Genomic DNA, 17151 nt, shown 5'->3' on the forward strand with positions numbered 1-17151 from the left:
CACGGCTTCCGTGCGCGTCCGACGCGTCCTCGTGGCCACCGCGGTCCCGGCAGAGCGGGACGCGGTGGCACGGGCGTTCCCCTCGCCGGTGGAACAGGTCTGGCTGCCGGGTGCGGGCCTGACGCGTACGGCCGACGGCTGGGATCTGCTCGACGCGGGTGTCGGCCCGGCCCTCGCCGCCGCCTCCGTCTCCGCCGCGCTCACCGCGGCCCGCCTCGCCGGCACCCCGTACGGCCTGGTCGTCTCGGCCGGGATCGGCGGCGGCTTCCAGCCCAAGGCGCCCGTCGGCTCGCTCGTCGTCGCCGACCGGATCGCCGTGGCCGACCTGGGCGCCGAGACCGCCGACGGCTTCGTCCCGGTCACCGAACTGGGCTTCGGGACCGTCACCCACTACCCGCCGAGATCACTGGTGCGGGCCGCCTGCCAGGCCGCCGGCGCCCCGGCCGGCACCGTCCTGACCGTCTCCACCGTCACCGGCACCGCCGCCCGCGCCGCCGAGCTGCGCGCCCGGCACCCGCGGGCGCTCGCCGAGGGCATGGAGGGGTTCGGGGTGGCGGAGGCGGCCACCGCGCACGGAACGGCGGTGCTGGAGATCCGCGCGGTCTCCAACCCGGTCGGCCCGCGCGACCGGGCCGCCTGGCGCATCGGCGACGCCCTCACCGCCCTCACCGAGGGCTTCGGGAAGCTCGCGCCCGCATTGGAGAGTTGGAACCGTCATGACGACCAGTGAGCAGCGGTCCCTGCGGATCGCGTACTCCCCCTGCCCCAACGACACCTTCGTCTTCGACGCCCTCGCCCACGGCCGGGTCCCCGGCGCCCCCGCGCTGGACGTGACCTTCGCCGACATCGACATCACCAACGGCATGGCCGAGCGCGGCGAGTTCGACGTGCTGAAGGTGTCGTACGCCGTCCTGCCGTACGTCCTCGGCGAGTACACGCTGCTGCCGTGCGGCGGCGCGCTGGGCCGGGGCTGCGGGCCGCTGGTGCTCACCCGCGAGGCGGGCGCCGATCTGACGGGCCGTACGGTCGCGGTGCCGAGCGAGAAGTCGACGGCGTATCTGCTGTTCCGGCTGTGGGCGGCGGACACGCTGAACGGCGGCGGGGTCGGCGAGATCGTCGTCATGCCGTTCCACGAGATCATGCCGGCCGTGCGGGACGGCAAGGTGGACGCCGGCCTTGTCATCCACGAGGCCCGGTTCACCTACCAGAACTACGGGCTGCACAAGCTCGCCGACATGGGCGAGCACTGGGAGCGCACGACCGGGCTGCCGATCCCGCTGGGCGCGATCATCGCCAAGCGCACGCTGGGGGCCGAGACCCTCACCCGGCTCGCCGACTCCGTCCGCGCCTCCGTACGCGCCGCCTGGGACGACCCCGAGGCGTCCCGGCCGTACGTCATGGCACACGCCCAGGAGATGGACCCGGCCGTGGCGGACCAGCACATCGGCCTGTACGTGAACGAGTTCACCGCCGGCCTAGGCGAGGACGGCTACGCCGCGGTTCGCGGGCTGCTCACACGCGCGGCGGCCGAGGGGCTGGTGCCGCCCCTCGGCCCGGATGCGCTCACGTTTCCCTGACGGGTCCTACACGTCCAGCTGGTCGGCGACCGCCCGCAGCAGGCCGGCGATCTGCTTGCCGGAGGCCTTGTCCGGGTACCGGCCCTTCTCGAGCATCGGCGTGATGTTCTCGAGAAGGGTCGTCAGGTCCTGCACGATGGAGGCCAGCTCGTCCGGCTTCTTGCGCTGGGCCACGGCGACCGACGGCGCCGGCTCCAGCACAGTCACCGACAGCGCCTGGTCACCACGCTGACCAGCGACGACGCCGAACTCCACGCGCTGTCCCGGCTTGAGTGCGTCGACTCCGGCGGGGAGAACCGAGGAATGGACGAAGACGTCACCGCCGTCGTCGCGGGAGAGAAAGCCGAAGCCCTTCTCGCTGTTGAACCATTTGACACGCCCGGTCGGCACCGTCTGTCCTCGTCCTCGTACTAGTTGGGAAAAGTGCTCTTGATAGCACTAGAGCGGGTCCATCGTGACCCGCCGCTATCAAGGCTAATGGTCTCGGGGCGGGTGACAAGACGTCCCCCGGTTGTTCCCTCGCGCTGGGAACTACCCTGGTCCGGTGCGTGACAAAACCCAAACGAATTCCGCGGCGCCCGGTGACCGGCTGATCCGCGCCGGTGCGATCGTCTTCTTCATCGGGGCCGTGGCCACTCTCGTCACGGTGGCCCCGCTGTTCGTCGGCGCAAAGCCTTTTCCGACGTACATGTTCGGTTTGAGCATGCTCATGGCCGTCGGTTTCCTCGTCGCCGGCGCGGGCGTCCTGCGGTCGATCGCCGCCGGCCGGCGTCAGGCGCGGGGCGCCTCACGGTAGGCGGACAGCCACGCCGGGAAGGCGGACAGGTCCGCCAGGACTACGTCCGCGCCGGCGGCGCGCAGCTCGTCGGCGGGGCATGGTCCGGTCGCCACCGCGACCGACAGCGCTCCCGCCGTACGGGCCCCGCGCACATCCCCGACGTGATCGCCGACGTACACGCCGGCGCGGTACTCGCGCAGCGCCTCCGCCTTCTGCTCGGCCCACAGGTCGCCCACGACCACGTCCGGTTCGATGCCGAGGTGGCTCAGGTGCAGCTTGGCGTTGGGCTCGTACTTCGCCGTGACCACCATCGTCCGTCCACCGGCCGCCCGCACCGCGGCCATCGCCTCCCGGGCGCCGTCCATGGCGGGGGTCGCGGTGATGGCGATCGCCGGGTACATCTGCCGGTACAGGTCGGCCATCGCGGACACCTGCTCCTCGGGGAACCAGTTGATCAGCTCCTCCGCGAGCGGCGGTCCGAGCCGGGTCACCGCCAGATCGGCGTCGATGTACGTCCCGGTCCGCTCGGACAGCGCCAGGTAGCAGGCATGGATTCCGGGCCGCGAGTCGATCAGGGTCATGTCGAGGTCGAATCCGACGGTGAATGTCATATGCGTCATTGTGTCAGTGGCGTGGGGACGACTGGTGTGCGCCCGGTGCGGGTGAGCACCCCCAAGGGGCGCGGGGAACTGCGCGAGCAACCACGACGGGCCCGCAGCCAGGCACCCACCGCAAGCCCTACGGCGCTCACCTGGCCCTCTGCGAACGCCACACCAGGTACAGCGCCGAAGCCACCGCCGCCCCCCGGACCACCCACGGCCATGTCCCGGCGACCGCGTCGTTCATGTGGCCCTGGGCGATCGGCTGGCCCCAGCAGCCGTTGACCCTGCCCCACAGCCACACCACTCCGGCCGCGACCGCCGTACCCGGCAGGACCATCACGGCGACCTTGATCTCCGCGGGGGTCAGCCGCCGGGAGCCGTAGGCGATCACCCAGCCGAGGAGCAGCGCGAACCAGTTCCCGAGCACCGCACCGGCGACCAGGGCGGCGGCGGCCAGCAGCAGGAGGGGGTTGTTCCAGCCGGCGGCGGGGCGGGGGACCAGACGCCGGCGTGCGGCGGAGGACGCGGGCTCGGCCTCGGCCTCGGTCGCCTCCGTTTTCGGCTCGGCCGGCTCCGGGGCCCGGTCGGCCGGCTCCCTCTCCTTCGGTGGCCGCCTGAGCAGCTCCGGGATCTCCACACCGCCCACGAACCCCGGCACCGGGTCCGTCTCGGCCGCGGCGCCGAAGGAGTTGCCACCGACCCGCCACCAGTCGGGCTGTACGGCGCTGTCCCCGAGTTCGTGCGCGGCGGCCAGGTGCGGCGGGGACGGGGCGTCGCGCGGGACGGAGGGCGCGGACTCGGTCTCGCTCTCGCCGGGGCGGGGGCCGGGGACGATCCGGCGCAGGCCCTTCAGCCATGGCTGCCGTTCCCAGTCCCCCGGATCCGGCTTCGGTTCCGGCTTCCGTTCGCGCGGCGCGGGCTGTACGGGCACGGCGGCGGGCGCTTGCGGAACCCGGCCGGTGCCGGACGCACCTCCCGCGGCCGCGACGACCTCGTCCGGGGTGCCCAGCCGGTCCAGGATGCGGCGGACCGCGGCGGGACTGTCGACCGTCGCCTTGGCCCGGTGCCGGTCGATCTCGTTGCGCAGCTCCGACACGAGCCGCATCCGCGTCGCCGACGGCAACTGGCGTTGCTGAGCGATGTCTCCGACACGGCTCAGGTACTCGTAGACGACCTGGTCGCTCTCGATCCCCAACGCAACCCCTCCGGGGTGACGGCGATGAAACCCCGTGAGGACGGTAGCGCAGAGTCGTGTCGCCCAATCCGTACCGGGGTCGGCGCCTGCGGGGGCACCCCTTCCGGGGATGGCACCCGCTACCGTGGGTCAGATGAGCCAAGCGGCCCACCCAGCCCCCCGTTCCCTCGCGGAAGCGCTCCGCGCGCGGGACGACGCCTCCCTGGCCGCGCTGCTGCGCAGCCGCCCCGACCTCATCACGCCCGTCCCGACCGACCTCACCCAGCTGGCCACCCGCGCCGGGACCCGCGCCTCGGTGCTGCGCGCGCTGGAGCGGCTGGACCGGTTCGCGCTGCAGACGGCGGAGGCGCTGGCCGTTGCCCCGGACCCGGCGTCGTACGACACGCTGCTCGCCCTGATGGCCGGGGACGCCGGGGACAAGAGGATCGCCGCCGCGCTGCCGCACGCCCTCGCCGGCTTGCGCGAGCAGGCGCTGGTGTGGGGCGACGACGAGCGGCTGCGGCTGGTCCGCACGGCCCGCGAACTCCTCGCGCCGTCCCCGCAGCACCCCTCCCCGACGGGGCTCGGGCCCAGCGTGCAGGAGGCCACCTCGGGCATGTCGCCGGGCCGGATCCAGGAGATCGTCACGGCGGCCGGGCTGGCCTCGACGCACGACTCGGTGTCCGCCGTGACCGCGCTCACCGCGCTGTTCAGCGACCGGAGGAAGATGGCCGAGCTGCTGGCCGGAGCCCCGGAGGCCGCCCGCGAGGTGCTGGCGCGGCTGGTGTGGGGGCCGCCGTACGGGCAGGTCACCGCGGAACCGGCGGCGCATCTGCGCTGGCTGCTCGACCGCGGGCTGCTGCTGCCGACCGCACCCGGCACGGTCGTCCTGCCGCGTGAGGTCGCCCTGCATCTGCGCGAGGGCCGGGCCCACCGCGCGCCCGAGCCGCTGCCGCCCGCCGTGGAGCCGGCCGCGACGCACGGTCGTCAGGTGGTGGACGCGACAGCGGCCGGGCAGGCGTACACCGCGCTCGCCACAATCGAGGAGCTGCTGAAGGACTGGGACGAGGGCGGCCCGGCCGTGCTGCGGGCCGGTGGGCTGAGCGTCCGCGACCTGAAGCGGACCGCCGTCGCGCTGGACGTGTCCGAGCCGGTCGCCGCGTTCTGGGTGGAACTGGCCTACGCGGCCGGGCTGATCGCCTCCGACGACGAGGCCGACGAGCGGTACGCGGCCACGCCCGCCTACGACGAGTGGCTGGAGCGGCCCTCCGCCGAGCGCTGGGCGCAGCTGGCCGAGGCCTGGCTGGCGGCCACCCGGACGCCAGGGCTGGTCGGCGGGCGCGACGCCAAGGACCGTACGCTCGCCGCGCTCGGCCCCGGCCTGGACCGCTCGGCCGCGCCCGAGGTACGGCACCGGGTGCTGACCCTGCTGGCGGGACTGCCGGCGGGCGCGGCACCGGACACCGAGTCGGTGCTGGCCCGGCTGCGCTGGGAACGGCCGTTGCGCGGGCCCCAGCAGCGCAACGGCGAGGAGGATCTGCGCTCGCGGCTGGCCCGCTGGACCCTGTCCGAGGCGGAGGCGCTGGGCATCACGGGGCGGGGCGCGCTGTCGGCGCAGGGGCGCGCTCTGCTGGGCGCCCCTGCGGCGGGGGCGGGCTCGCGCGCCGCCTCGGGCACCCCGGGCACCTCCGGCTCGGCCACGGAGACCGGCCCCGGTGACAAGCTGCCCGTCCACCATCACCACCATCCGGCCACCGCCCCGGCCCCCCTCTCCCCCGCCGAGCAGGCCGTGGCGACGGCCGCCGCCGCCCGCCTGCTCGCGCCGCTCCTGCCCGAGCCGCTGGACCACGTGCTGCTCCAGGCCGACCTGACGGCGGTGGCCCCCGGTCCGCTGCAACGCCCCCTCGCCGATCTGCTGGGCGTGCTCGCGGACGTCGAGTCCAAGGGCGGCGCGACCGTGTACCGCTTCACCCCGGACTCGGTACGGCGGGCCCTGGACGCCGGCCGTACCGCCGGCGATCTGCACGCCTTCCTCGCCGAGCACTCCCGCACCCCGGTGCCGCAGCCGCTCGCGTACCTGATCGACGACGTGGCCCGCAAGCACGGCCACCTCCGGGTCGGCGCGGCCTCGGCGTACGTGCGCTGCGACGACGACGCCCTGCTGAACGAGATCCTCGCCGACCGGCGCGCCGCGGGCCTGCGGCTGCGCCGGCTCGCCCCGACCGTGCTGGCCGCCCCGTGCGACCCGGCCACACTGCTGGAGGGCCTGCGCGCGATGGGCTTCGCGCCGGCCGCCGAGTCCGCCGAGGGTGACGTTCTGATCACCCGCGCCCACGCCCACCGCACCCCGCCGCGCACCGCGCCCGAGCCGGTCCCGGACGGCCCGCCGCCGCCCGACGCCACGCTGCTCGCGGCGGCGATCCGCGCGATCCGGGCCGGCGACCTGGCCGCCACCGCCCCGCGCAAGACCGCCGGGGCCGGGGTTCCGCTGCCGGGTGGCGAACTGCCCCGCACCTCCTCCGCCGAGACCCTGGCCACCATGCAGGCGGCCGTGCTGACCGGCGGATCCCTCTGGATCGGCTACGTCAACGCCGAGGGCACCGCCAGTCAGCGCGTCATCGCCCCGGTCAAGGTGGAGGGCGGTTTCGTCACGGCGTACGACCACACCGCGGACGAGGTGCGCACCTATCCGCTGCACCGGATCACGGGCGTGGCGGAGCTGGCGGAAGACTGACGGTGATCGTCGGCGTTTAGGGCACACTGGACGTTTGGTTGTTGTGGAAAGGGTGTGTGCCGCACGTGAACGGACCGCTGATCGTCCAGTCCGACAAGACCCTGCTCCTGGAAGTCGACCACGAGCGGGCCGACGAGTGCCGGCGTGCCATCGCGCCGTTCGCCGAGCTGGAGCGGGCGCCCGAGCACATCCACACCTACCGGGTGACCCCGCTCGGGCTGTGGAACGCGCGTGCCGCCGGGCATGACGCCGAGCAGGTCGTGGACGCGCTGATGCAGTACAGCCGGTATCCGGTGCCGCACGCGCTGCTCGTGGACATCGCCGAGACGATGGACAGGTACGGGCGGCTCACGCTGAGCAAGCACCCCGCGCACGGGCTCGTGCTGGCCACCACCGACCGGCCGGTGCTGGAGGAGGTGCTGAAGTCCAAGCGGATCGCCCCGCTGGTCGGGGCGCGGATCGACGCGGACACGGTCGTCGTGCACCCGTCCGAGCGCGGGCAGATCAAGCAGGTGCTGCTGAAGCTGGGCTGGCCGGCCGAGGATCTCGCCGGGTACGTCGACGGTGAGGCGCACCCGATCGAGCTGCTGGAGGACGGCTGGGCGCTTCGGCCGTACCAGAAGCAGGCCGTGGAGAACTTCTGGCACGGCGGCAGCGGTGTCGTCGTGCTGCCCTGTGGTGCCGGCAAGACGCTGGTGGGCGCCGGTTCCATGGCCCAGGCCAAGTCCACGACCCTGATCCTCGTCACCAACACGGTCTCGGCCCGGCAGTGGAAGCACGAGCTGGTGAAGCGGACGACGCTGACCGAGGACGAGATCGGCGAGTACAGCGGTACGAAGAAGGAGATCCGCCCGGTCACCATCGCCACATACCAGGTGCTGACGACCAAGCGGAAGGGCGTCTACCAGCATCTGGAACTCTTCGACTCCCGGGACTGGGGCCTGATCGTCTACGACGAGGTGCATCTCCTGCCCGCCCCCGTCTTCAAGTTCACCGCCGATCTGCAGGCGCGCCGTCGCCTCGGCCTGACGGCGACGCTCGTCCGCGAGGACGGCCGCGAGTCGGACGTGTTCTCGCTCATCGGGCCGAAGCGGTTCGACGCGCCCTGGAAGGAGATCGAGGCGCAGGGGTACATCGCGCCCGCCGACTGCGTCGAGGTCCGGGTGAATCTGACGGACTCCGAGCGGCTCGCGTACGCGACGGCCGAGACGGAGGAGAAGTACCGCTTCTGTGCGACGACGGACACCAAGCGGAAGGTGACGGAGGCGATCGTCCGCCGTTTCGCCGGCCAGCAGATCCTCGTCATCGGCCAGTACATCGACCAACTCGACGAACTGGGCGAGCACTTGAACGCGCCCGTCATCAAGGGCGAGACCTCCAACGCCCAGCGCGAGAAGCTCTTCGACGCCTTCCGCGAGGGCGAGATCAGTGTGCTGGTGGTGTCGAAGGTCGCGAACTTCTCCATCGACCTGCCGGAGGCGACGGTCGCCGTCCAGGTGTCCGGAACCTTCGGCTCCCGCCAGGAGGAGGCCCAGCGCCTCGGCCGCGTCCTGCGCCCGAAGGCCGACGGCCACCAGGCGCACTTCTACTCGGTCGTCGCCCGCGACACCATCGACCAGGACTTCGCCGCCCACCGCCAGCGCTTCCTGGCCGAACAGGGCTACTCCTACCGGATCGTGGACGCGGACGACATCCTGACCGAGGACAGCACCGGCTGAGCCGCCCGGAGCGCCGCCGCCGCGATCAGCGCCAGCCCCAGCAGCGGGTACGGCGAGGCCAGGGGCTGTTGCCACCAGGCCAGGTGCAGGTCGCGGTGGGCCTCGTGGGGGACCAGCCAGAGGGTGCGGGCCGTGAAGGCCGTGGCCGTGAGGGCCGTGGCCGTGAGGGCCGCGAGGCGGACGCGGCCCTCGGCGAGCAGGACCGTGAGGAGCGGGACGCACCACGCCCAGTGGTGGGACCAGCTGATCGGTGAGATCAGCAGGGCCGTGACCGCGGTGAGCAGGACGCCGTGCCGTTCCTCCCGGACGCGTGCCGCCAGGCACAGGCCCGCCGCCGCGACCGCCGCCGCCGGGACCGCCCAGGCGAGGCCCGGCGCCGGAGTGCCGAGCGCCCTCGCGATCAGGCCCTGCAGGGACTGGTCGTCCACGATCCATGCCTTGCCGACCCGGCCGGTCTCGAACAGCCGCCGGGTCCAGAAGCCGGCGCTCGCCGCCGGAAGCAGCAGCGTGCCGAGCAGGACCGTGCCGGCGCGGGCCGCCGTCGCCGTCCCCGCGTCATGGCCGCGGCCCCGCAGGAGCAGGTACGCCACGAACAGCGCCGGGGTCAGCTTGATGCCGGTGGCGATGCCCAGGGCCACGCCCCTGCCCCGGGGGCCGGGGGGCCGGGTGAGGTCCCACGGGACCAGGCCGGCGATGGCCAGGTTGATCTGGCCGAACAGGACCGTCTGGAAGACCGGTTCGAGCCACAGGGACAGGGCGGTGGCCGTGCAGAGCAGGGGCGGGGAGACCGCTCTGCCCGCGAGACGGGCCGAGAGGACGATCAGGGCCGCGAGCAGGAGCGCGTTGCCCGCGAGGAAGGCCGCCTTCAGGGCCGGGACGGGCAGCCAGGTGGCCGGGACGAACAGGATCGCCGCGAAGGGCGGGTAGGTCGCGGGGAGCCGCCAGCGGGTGACGGTGAAGCCGTACAGATCGGTGCCGTGGACCACGGCCGCGCCTTCGGCCCGGTAGACGAGCAGGTCGGCCATGGGTGTGTGCTGCGGCACGCACAGCGTGACGAAGGCGGCGGGGGAGAGGGCGAGAAGCAGAAGGGCTGCCGTCCGTCTCCGCACCGTCGGTTGTGGCACGGAGGCGACCCTATGCGGTTACTTGCGGCGTATGCCCGCTTCCTCGCCGTACTCGCCGAGGATGACCACGCCGAACGCGGCCTCCGCGAACACCTTGATCGCGCGGAGGGCGTTGCCCAGCCAGTGGTGATGCGGGCCGTCCACGGCTGTGGCGCCGGTCGGCGGCCGGACAGGACCTGGAGAGATGGTTGGTGCGCTCATGTCTCCATGGTGGATCGCCGGGCATAAGACCCGCATCGGTCTCCAGAGCCAATCCCGGAAGGTTCCGTGTAGATCCACGGGTGGACCGCGGCCCCTACTTCGGGGGCCGCGCGTCCCCTAGGGGTCGGAACGGAGCGGACGGGAAAACCGTTGGCCCCCGCCGCGCGTTCTCGCCTAGAATCTCCGCTCTTGCCCGCCTCCCCTCCGCGGAGTGCCGTCGCCCGGTCGGAAACCGGGCGGCTTCGTCGTAGTCACCCAGCAGGTCCACCGGAGGCATCCCCGTGTCCACGTCCACGCCCGCCGACGGCCCACTCGCCCGAGAGCGCTCCCACCTCGCCGCCTCCCGCGCCGCACTGCGCGCCATGCGCGAGGACGTGGAGTCGCTGGACATCCGGGACGTCACCGCGAACTGGGTCAACGCCGAAGTGCTGTCCCGCCAGATCGGCGAGCGGATCAAGGCACTGGCCGACCTCAGCGACACCCCGCTGTTCTTCGGCCGGCTGGACTATCTGCACGCGCCGCGCGCGGACCAGGCCGAGGGGGCCGAGGGCGAGCAGTTCTACATCGGGCGGCGGCATGTGCACGACGCCGACGGCGACCCCATGGTCATCGACTGGCGCGCCCCTGTCTCGCAGCCGTTCTACCGGGCGTCCAAGAAGGACCCGATGGACGTCGGGTTGCGCCGCCGCTTCGGCTACACCGGCGGCGACCTCACGGCGTACGAGGACGAGCACCTCTCCGACCCGGCCGAGGCGGCCACCGCCAGCAAACTGCTCCAGCAGGAGATCGAGCGGCCGCGTGTCGGCCCCATGCGGGACATCGTCGCCACCATCCAGCCCGAGCAGGACGAGATCGTCCGCTCCGGTCTGTCCGGCACGGTCTGCGTCCAGGGCGGCCCCGGCACCGGAAAGACCGCCGTCGGTCTGCACCGGGTCGCCTACCTCCTCTACGCCCACCGGGAGCGCCTCGCCCGCACCGGCACCCTGGTGATCGGGCCGAACAAGTCCTTCCTGCACTACATCGAACAAGTCCTCCCCGCGCTGGGCGAGTTGACGGTGCAGCAGGCCACCGTGGACGACCTTGTCGCGCATGTGGAGGTGCGCGGCACGGACGACGCGGGCGCCGCAGTGATCAAGGGCGACGCCCGGATGGCCGAGGTGCTGCGCCGGGCCCTGTACTCGCACGTGACCATGCCGACGGAGGCGGTCGTGGTGGTGCGCGGCTCGCGGCGCTGGCGCGTGCCGTCGTACGAACTGGAGGACATCGTCCGGGAGTTGCTTCAGCGTGACATCCGTTACGGCGCCGCCCGCGAGGCCCTGCCGCAGCGGATCGCGCACGCGGTGCTGGTGCAGATGGAGCACTCGGGCGAGGCGCCGGACGACCGGGTGCAGGACGCGGTGGCCCGCAACAGCGCGGTGAAGGCGGCCGTGAAGGAGGTCTGGCCGGTCGTGGACCCGGCGAAGCTCGTGCTGCGCCTGCTGACGGACGCGGACTTCCTCGCCGAGCACGCCGCCGGGGTCCTGGACGAGGACGAGCAGAAGACGATCCTGTGGGCCAAGCCGGTGCGCAGCGTGAAGTCGGCCAAGTGGTCGGCGGCGGACGCGGTGCTGATCGACGAGTCGGCGGACCTGATCCAGCGCACGCACTCACTCGGCCATGTCGTCCTCGACGAGGCGCAGGACCTGTCCCCCATGCAGTACCGGGCCGTCGGCCGCCGCTGCACGACGGGCAGCGCGACGGTGCTGGGCGACCTGGCGCAGGGTACGACCCCCTGGGCGACCCGCAGCTGGGACGAGGCGCTGGCCCATCTCGGCAAGCGCGAAGGGGTGATCGAGGAGCTGACGGCCGGTTTCCGCGTCCCCACGGACGTCATCACCTACGCCTCCCGTCTCCTCCCGCACATCGCCCCCGGCCTCGCCCCGGTGGCCTCCGTCCGGGAGAATCCCGGCTTCTTCGAGATCCGTACGATCAGCGGGGCACCCGAAGTCGTCGCCGCCTGCGAGGAGTTGCTGCGCAACGAGGGTTCGACCGGTCTGATCGCCGCCGACGCCCGTGTCCCGGTCCTGGCCGAGGCCCTGACGGCGGCGGGCCTGCCGTACCTCGCCCCCGGCGGGGAGACCACCCAGGAGACCCGCCTCACCCTGGTCCCGGCGTCCCTGGCCAAGGGTCTGGAGTACGACTACGTGGTCCTGGACGAGCCCCAGGCGGTGGTGGACGGGGAGCCGGACGAGCGCACGGGACTGCGCCGGCTGTACGTGGCGCTCACGCGTGCGGTGTCGGGCCTGATCGTGACCCACGCGGCAGCGGTCCCGGCTCAGTTGGCCTGAGGGCACGCGGCTAGGGTGTCGTGCCGTTCCGGCATGTCCCCATGGAAGGGCCTTCGTTGAGCACCTCGCAGCCTCCCCACCCCGCGTACCAGCAGCAGCCCGGGCCGTACCAGCAGAGCCCGGGTCCGTATCAGCAGGCTCCGGGGCCGTACCAGCAGAGCCCGGGCCCCGGGCCGTACGGGCAGGCCCAGGCGGGTTATCCGCAGGCCCCGGCGGGACACCCCCAGGCCCCGATGGGACACCCGCAGGCCCCGGCAGGACACCCCCAGGCCCCGATGGGACACCCGCAGCCCTCCGGGCCGTACCAGCAGGCACCCGTTGGCTACGGCCAGGCTCCGTACCCGCAGGCCCCCGGTGCGTCCCCGGCCGCTCCCGGTACCGGGTGCCAGGTGTGCGGTGCGGCGCCCGCCGCGCCGATGACGGTCCGGGGGCATCAGGGCATGCTGGTGATCATGCGCCAGCTGCACCGGAAGGGCACCTTCTGTCACACCTGCGGGCTCGCCGTCTTCCGGAAGATGCAGTCGGACACCATGGCGCAGGGATGGTGGGGTCCGATGTCGATGCTGATCACACCCGTCATTCTGCTGATCAACCTCTTCACCCTGGCCAAGATCCGCAAGCTCCCCGCACCGGTCGCCCCCCAGGGCCCCGGGCTGGACCCGGGCCGCTCGGTGTTCGCACGCCCGATGGGAATCGTGGGCCTCTTCCCGCTCACCGGCTTCACCCTGTTCGTGCTCCTCGTGCTCATCGGGCTGGCGGCCGGCTGACGCACCGGAAGGGCGGGGCCGACAGGGGCCGCAGCGCCCCGAAAGGGGCGCGGGGCTGTGTCGATACGCGGCTCCGCCGCGTGGGCGCGAACAACCACGATGGAGCCGCACCCGGCGTACGGCCTGCGGAGCTACGGCGCTACCCCGCGTCCAACGCCCTCCGCCACTCCCGCACAGCCCCCTCGGAAACCGCCCCCGCCCAACCCGCGGAGCGCGCCGCGCCGCCGATGTGGAAGGCGTCGATGCCGGCGGCCCGCAGCCGCGGCACGTGCTCCAGGCGCAGGCCGCCGCCGACCAGGAGGGTCTGGCCGTACCCCGGCTCCCCCCGTCGGCCCGCCTCCGCGACCAGCGTCGGCATACCCTCGTCCACTCCGCCGGCGGCGCCCGCGGTGAGGTAGGTGTCGAGGCCGGGCAGGTCGGCGACCTGCTTGCGCAGGGCGTCGCGGTCGGCGGCGCGGTCGATCGCCCGGTGGAACGTCCACGCGCAGCCGTCCAGCACGCCGACCACCCGCTCGACGGCGGCCAGGTCAGCCCAGCCGCCGCCGTCGAGGAAACCGAGGACGAACTGGTCGGCGCCGGCCTCACGCAGGTCGCCGGCCACCCGGACCAGACGGTCCACGTCACCGGCCGAGAACCCGTCCGCGAGGCGGAGCATCACGCGCAGGTCGATGTCGACGGCGGCCCGGATCCCGGCGACGGTGGCGGGCGCGGGGCTGAGCCCGTCGGCCGCCATGTCGGTGACCAGCTCCAGGCGGTCCGCGCCTCCGGCCTGGGCGGCGACCGCGTCGTCGACGTCGAGCGCGATCACCTCCAGGACTGCACGCTTGCTCATGGCACCCCATTCGTCCATCGGTCACTACAGGTCTAGTCCAATTCCAAGACTACGCCTGTGCGAGGGCGCCCTTCACCCGAAGATGTTGAGTTCCCCCTCCCGCGCGCCGGCCAGCTCGTATCCGCTCCCGTTCACCGGCCGCCCCGCGTACAGCCGGACGAGGGTGGGCGCGTCGCCGATGTAGCGCGCGGGCGGGCCCGCCGCGACCGCCACCCCGAGCCGCAGCGGCTCGTCCACGTCGTCCAGGTCGGCGTGCAGGGGCAGGTGCTCCTTCTCACGGGTGATCCGGACGAGCAGCGTCAGCGCGTCCGGCAGCCCGGCCCCCGCGTACGCCCCCGGCGCACCGAAGACCTCGCGTACGTCACCGGCGTGCACCCACTCCCCCAGCGCGATCATGTCGAGCACTCCGCCCGCCCTGGCGATCACCGGCCCGGCCTCGGTCATCCCGCGCTCCAGCTCGTCCACGACCCGCGCGTTCGACCACTCGGCCCGCTCGGCGATGTCCCGGTCGTTGGACTCGGGTGAGAACACGCCCTTCTCGAACCGGCTCTCCACCACCCGCATCAACGCGGCCGAACAGTGCGCCAGCACGTCGCGCACCGACCACCCCGGACAGGCGGCCGTCGGCAGCGCGAAGTCCGCGTCCGGACGCGACCTCAGCAGCGGTATCAGGGCATCCCGCTCCAGAGTGAGCAGCCGGCCGGGGAGTTCGGGGTCTCGTACTTCCTGTACGTCAGTCATGGGGGCCACGCTAGGACGCCGACGGCACGCGTCACGGCAGAACGACGGCGCGCGTCGCGGAAGAATGGCCCCATGGCCGACCTCGATGCCCTGCGTCTCCGTTTCGCCCGTGCGCTGGAAGCCGCCCGTGCCCCGGGCGGCGGTCCCGATCCCGCGCCGTACGCCGACAACCTGCTCGCCCGCTGGCAGGAGCCGCAGCGCCGGTACCACACGGTGGCCCACCTCACCGCGGTCCTCGACCACATCGACGTACTGGAGAAGTACGCCGCCGAGCCGGACGTCGTACGCCTGGCCGCCTGGTTCCACGACGCCGTCTACCTCCCGGAGCGGTCCGAGAACGAGGAGCGGTCGGCGCGACTCGCCGAGCGCGCCCTGCCGGAGGCGGGTGTGCCGGACGCCAGGACGGCCGAGGTGGCCCGGCTGGTCCGGCTCACCTTCACGCACGACCCGGCCGACGACGACCGCGACGGCCAGGTGCTGTGCGACGCCGACCTCGCGATCCTGGCCGCGCCCCCGTCGGTGTACGCCGTCTACACCGCCGAGGTGCGCGAGGAGTACCACTTCGTGCCGAACGACGCCTTCAGGGAGGGCCGTTCGGCCATCCTGTGTCAACTCCTCGCACTACCCCGCCTGTTCAGCACCCCGCACGGCCTGGAGCACTGGGAGGCCACCGCCCGCTACAACCTCGCCTCCGAGCTGGAAATGCTGTCGACCTGAGGGGACCGGCCCCCTAGGGTTCGCCCCATGCGACCGATGAACGGGGACCATGTGACCGAGGCCGTGGCGGGCTGCACGGCGGCACTGCGCGCGGCGGTGGACCGGGACTGGCGGGCGCTACGGGCCGGGCGGCTGGAGTGGGACTGCCACGCCACCGCCGTCCATGTCGCCGACGACCTGATCGCCTACGCCGCCAACCTGGCCGGACGCGCGCAGGACGCCTACGTCCCCTTCGAGCTCACCCTCGACGAGGGCACCGACAACGCCGGCCTGCTGCACGTCATCGAGACGACCGGCGCGCTGCTCGCCGCCGCCGTCCGCACCGCCCCGCCCGGCGTCCGCGCCTTCCACCCCTACCCCTTCCGCAGCGCCGACGCCCAGGGCTTCGCCGCGATGGGCGTCGCCGAGGTGCTGCTGCACACCCACGACATGGCCGAGGGTCTGAAGATCCCCTACGAGCCGCCGGCCGAGCTCGTCGAAGCGCTCCTGGCCTGCCTCTTCCCGCACGTCCAGCCCGGCCCCGCCCCGTGGCCGACCCTGCTGTGGGCCACCGGCCGCGGCGAGCTGCCCGGCCGCGCCGCGGTCACCGAATGGCGCTGGATCAACAACCTCGTCATCCCGGCCGAGCGCTTCACCCTCACCGGCCTGCGCCCGGCCGCCGCCCACGATCTGCGCCTGGGCGGCGACGGCGGCTTCACCTGGCTCGACGGCGGCCCGTACGAGGGCACCCGGGAGGCCGCATCCTTCCTGATGAAGGCGTACGAAGGCGGGGTGCACCGGCCGGAGTTCGGGGTCTTCGTGCTCGTACGGCACGAGGACGGCCGCGCGATCGGCGGCCTCGGCTTCCACGGCGTCCCGGACGAGGACGGCCGGGTGGAGATCGGCTACGACCTGGTCGAGGGCGCCCGGGGTCAGGGGTACGCCACGGAGGCGCTGCGCGCGCTCGCGGACTGGGCGCTGGCCCGGGACGACGTCAGCTCCCTCTTCGCGACCATCGAGCGGGACAACATCCCCTCGCAGGCGGTGGTCACTCGGGTCGGGTTCGTCCCGGTGAGCGGCGAGGACGACACCGAGCCGGCCTCCGAACTGCTCCACTACGAACTGCGCCGCTGAGAAAGCGCCTTGGGCCAAGCGGCTGCCGGCCACACGGTTTGCGATCGGGGCCTGTGAAACACCCGAACGGGACCTATGAAACCCCTCGCCGCACCAGCCCCTTCGGCCTGCGCAACCCCGACTCCCGCAGCAGCCGCACCACTTCGCGGCTGCTGACCTCCACCGCTCCGGCGGCGACCGCCTCCGCGTACCGGTGCGAGGGAACGTCGTAGTGGTCGCGCTCGAAGGCGCGCCTCGGCACGCCCATCCCCTCGGCGAACGTGTGGAGTTCGTCGTAGGACACATCGCTGACCAGGTGTGACCACATACGGCCGTGCCCCGGCCAGGCGGGCGGGTCGATGTACACCGTCACGACGAGGCCGTTCCGCCCGCGGCCGAGCCCAGCGAGCCCACGGACGCGACCTTCACGCCCGCCTTGTGGCACACCCAGTGCGGGTCGGGACCGAGTTCGGGTTCCACGTCCAGCGCGTGCGGGTCGCCGGAGGGGCACACCGGGCACAGCGGCCAGCGGCCGTACCGGTCCAGCAGCGCGTCCTGCACGTCCTGTGCGATCAGCCCGGCGACATAGGACGCGCCCTCCGGCCACTGCTCCACCCACCAGCGGCGCTCCACGACGGAGTCCTCGACCAGCGAGACCACGTCCGCCTCCGCGACCTCGCCTGCGATCAGATCGGCGAGCACGAGGGCTCGGGCGGCGTGCAGCGCCTGCTCAAGGGGACTAATGGGCTCCATAACACCCATTGTGC

At 73.1% G+C, this 17151-nt stretch carries 18 protein-coding genes; 9 read left to right on the forward strand and 9 right to left on the reverse strand.

The window, feature by feature from the left end; all coding sequences use genetic code 11:
• Positions 1-10: 10 nt before the first annotated feature.
• Together AB0M27_RS04475 and AB0M27_RS04480 are read left to right on the forward strand one after the other, a co-directional pair.
• On the forward strand, positions 11-730 hold the full coding sequence (locus AB0M27_RS04475; RefSeq protein WP_365717818.1) for a futalosine hydrolase: 720 nt from the start codon (positions 11-13) through the stop codon (positions 728-730).
• Positions 717-1577 (forward strand): 1,4-dihydroxy-6-naphthoate synthase, encoded by an 861-nt coding sequence (locus AB0M27_RS04480; RefSeq protein ID WP_365717820.1) that lies wholly within the window; start codon positions 717-719, stop codon positions 1575-1577. Before AB0M27_RS04475 ends, AB0M27_RS04480 begins: the two co-directional genes overlap by 14 nt.
• Positions 1578-1583: 6 nt before the next feature.
• Here the strand turns inward: AB0M27_RS04480 and AB0M27_RS04485 are convergent, their stop codons facing one another.
• Positions 1584-1967, reverse strand: a complete 384-nt coding sequence (locus AB0M27_RS04485; RefSeq protein WP_365717822.1) for a cold-shock protein — start codon at positions 1965-1967, stop codon at positions 1584-1586.
• 154 nt (positions 1968-2121) lie between these two features.
• Here AB0M27_RS04485 and AB0M27_RS04490 point away from each other — a divergent pair, with 154 nt between their 5' ends.
• A complete protein-coding gene (locus tag AB0M27_RS04490) occupies positions 2122-2373 on the forward strand; it encodes a hypothetical protein (RefSeq protein WP_365717824.1) in 252 nt (83 codons plus the stop codon).
• On the opposite strand, the gene AB0M27_RS04495 is transcribed toward AB0M27_RS04490, so the two are convergent.
• Positions 2349-2966: an HAD family hydrolase gene (locus AB0M27_RS04495; RefSeq protein WP_365717827.1), complete on the reverse strand. Its 618-nt coding sequence runs from the start codon at positions 2964-2966 to the stop codon at positions 2349-2351. The genes AB0M27_RS04490 and AB0M27_RS04495 overlap by 25 nt on opposite strands.
• Before the next feature lie 136 nt (positions 2967-3102).
• Positions 3103-4152 (reverse strand): hypothetical protein, encoded by a 1050-nt coding sequence (locus AB0M27_RS04500; RefSeq protein ID WP_365717830.1) that lies wholly within the window; start codon positions 4150-4152, stop codon positions 3103-3105.
• 133 nt (positions 4153-4285) lie between these two features.
• On the opposite strand from AB0M27_RS04500, the gene AB0M27_RS04505 reads away from it, so the two are divergent.
• Together AB0M27_RS04505 and AB0M27_RS04510 are read left to right on the forward strand one after the other, a co-directional pair.
• Positions 4286-6865 (forward strand): helicase-associated domain-containing protein, encoded by a 2580-nt coding sequence (locus tag AB0M27_RS04505; protein ID WP_365717832.1) that lies wholly within the window; start codon positions 4286-4288, stop codon positions 6863-6865.
• Between the two features lie 65 nt (positions 6866-6930).
• Complete coding sequence (locus tag AB0M27_RS04510; RefSeq protein ID WP_365717834.1) at positions 6931-8583, forward strand: DNA repair helicase XPB; 1653 nt, start codon at positions 6931-6933, stop codon at positions 8581-8583.
• On the opposite strand, the gene AB0M27_RS04515 is transcribed toward AB0M27_RS04510, so the two are convergent.
• Both AB0M27_RS04515 and AB0M27_RS04520 read right to left on the reverse strand, forming a co-directional pair.
• Positions 8532-9608 carry a glycosyltransferase 87 family protein gene (locus tag AB0M27_RS04515; RefSeq protein ID WP_365718185.1) on the reverse strand — a complete coding sequence of 359 codons (1077 nt, stop codon included), beginning with the start codon at positions 9606-9608 and terminating at the stop codon, positions 8532-8534. The genes AB0M27_RS04510 and AB0M27_RS04515 overlap by 52 nt on opposite strands.
• 117 nt (positions 9609-9725) lie before the next feature.
• Positions 9726-9908 carry a hypothetical protein gene (locus AB0M27_RS04520; RefSeq protein WP_365717836.1) on the reverse strand — a complete coding sequence of 61 codons (183 nt, stop codon included), beginning with the start codon at positions 9906-9908 and terminating at the stop codon, positions 9726-9728.
• Between the two features lie 362 nt (positions 9909-10270).
• Here AB0M27_RS04520 and AB0M27_RS04525 point away from each other — a divergent pair, with 362 nt between their 5' ends.
• Complete coding sequence (locus AB0M27_RS04525) at positions 10271-12235, forward strand: UvrD-helicase domain-containing protein (protein WP_365718187.1); 1965 nt, start codon at positions 10271-10273, stop codon at positions 12233-12235.
• 56 nt (positions 12236-12291) lie between these two features.
• Positions 12292-13002: a hypothetical protein gene (locus AB0M27_RS04530; protein ID WP_365717838.1), complete on the forward strand. Its 711-nt coding sequence runs from the start codon at positions 12292-12294 to the stop codon at positions 13000-13002.
• A 139-nt stretch (positions 13003-13141) separates the two neighbouring features.
• On the opposite strand, the gene AB0M27_RS04535 is transcribed toward AB0M27_RS04530, so the two are convergent.
• Complete coding sequence (locus tag AB0M27_RS04535) at positions 13142-13834, reverse strand: copper homeostasis protein CutC (RefSeq protein ID WP_365717840.1); 693 nt, start codon at positions 13832-13834, stop codon at positions 13142-13144.
• Between the two features lie 72 nt (positions 13835-13906).
• Positions 13907-14575 (reverse strand): maleylpyruvate isomerase family mycothiol-dependent enzyme, encoded by a 669-nt coding sequence (locus tag AB0M27_RS04540; RefSeq protein ID WP_365717843.1) that lies wholly within the window; start codon positions 14573-14575, stop codon positions 13907-13909.
• 72 nt (positions 14576-14647) lie between these two features.
• Between AB0M27_RS04540 and AB0M27_RS04545 the strand changes: the two genes are divergently transcribed.
• A complete protein-coding gene (locus AB0M27_RS04545) occupies positions 14648-15292 on the forward strand; it encodes a hypothetical protein (RefSeq protein WP_365717845.1) in 645 nt (214 codons plus the stop codon).
• Between the two features lie 27 nt (positions 15293-15319).
• Positions 15320-16405, forward strand: a complete 1086-nt coding sequence (locus tag AB0M27_RS04550) for a GNAT family N-acetyltransferase (protein WP_365717847.1) — start codon at positions 15320-15322, stop codon at positions 16403-16405.
• A gap of 73 nt (positions 16406-16478) precedes the next feature.
• On the opposite strand, the gene AB0M27_RS04555 is transcribed toward AB0M27_RS04550, so the two are convergent.
• On the reverse strand, positions 16479-16757 hold the full coding sequence (locus AB0M27_RS04555; protein ID WP_365717849.1) for a DUF4031 domain-containing protein: 279 nt from the start codon (positions 16755-16757) through the stop codon (positions 16479-16481).
• Positions 16754-17137, reverse strand: coding sequence for a hypothetical protein (locus AB0M27_RS04560; RefSeq protein WP_365717851.1), 384 nt, complete (start codon positions 17135-17137; stop codon positions 16754-16756). Before AB0M27_RS04560 ends, AB0M27_RS04555 begins: the two co-directional genes overlap by 4 nt.
• Positions 17138-17151 lie beyond the last annotated feature (14 nt).

Origin of the sequence: Streptomyces sp. NPDC052107 (assembly GCF_040680215.1) — a bacterium.
In the GTDB taxonomy this organism is placed as follows: domain Bacteria; phylum Actinomycetota; class Actinomycetes; order Streptomycetales; family Streptomycetaceae; genus Streptomyces.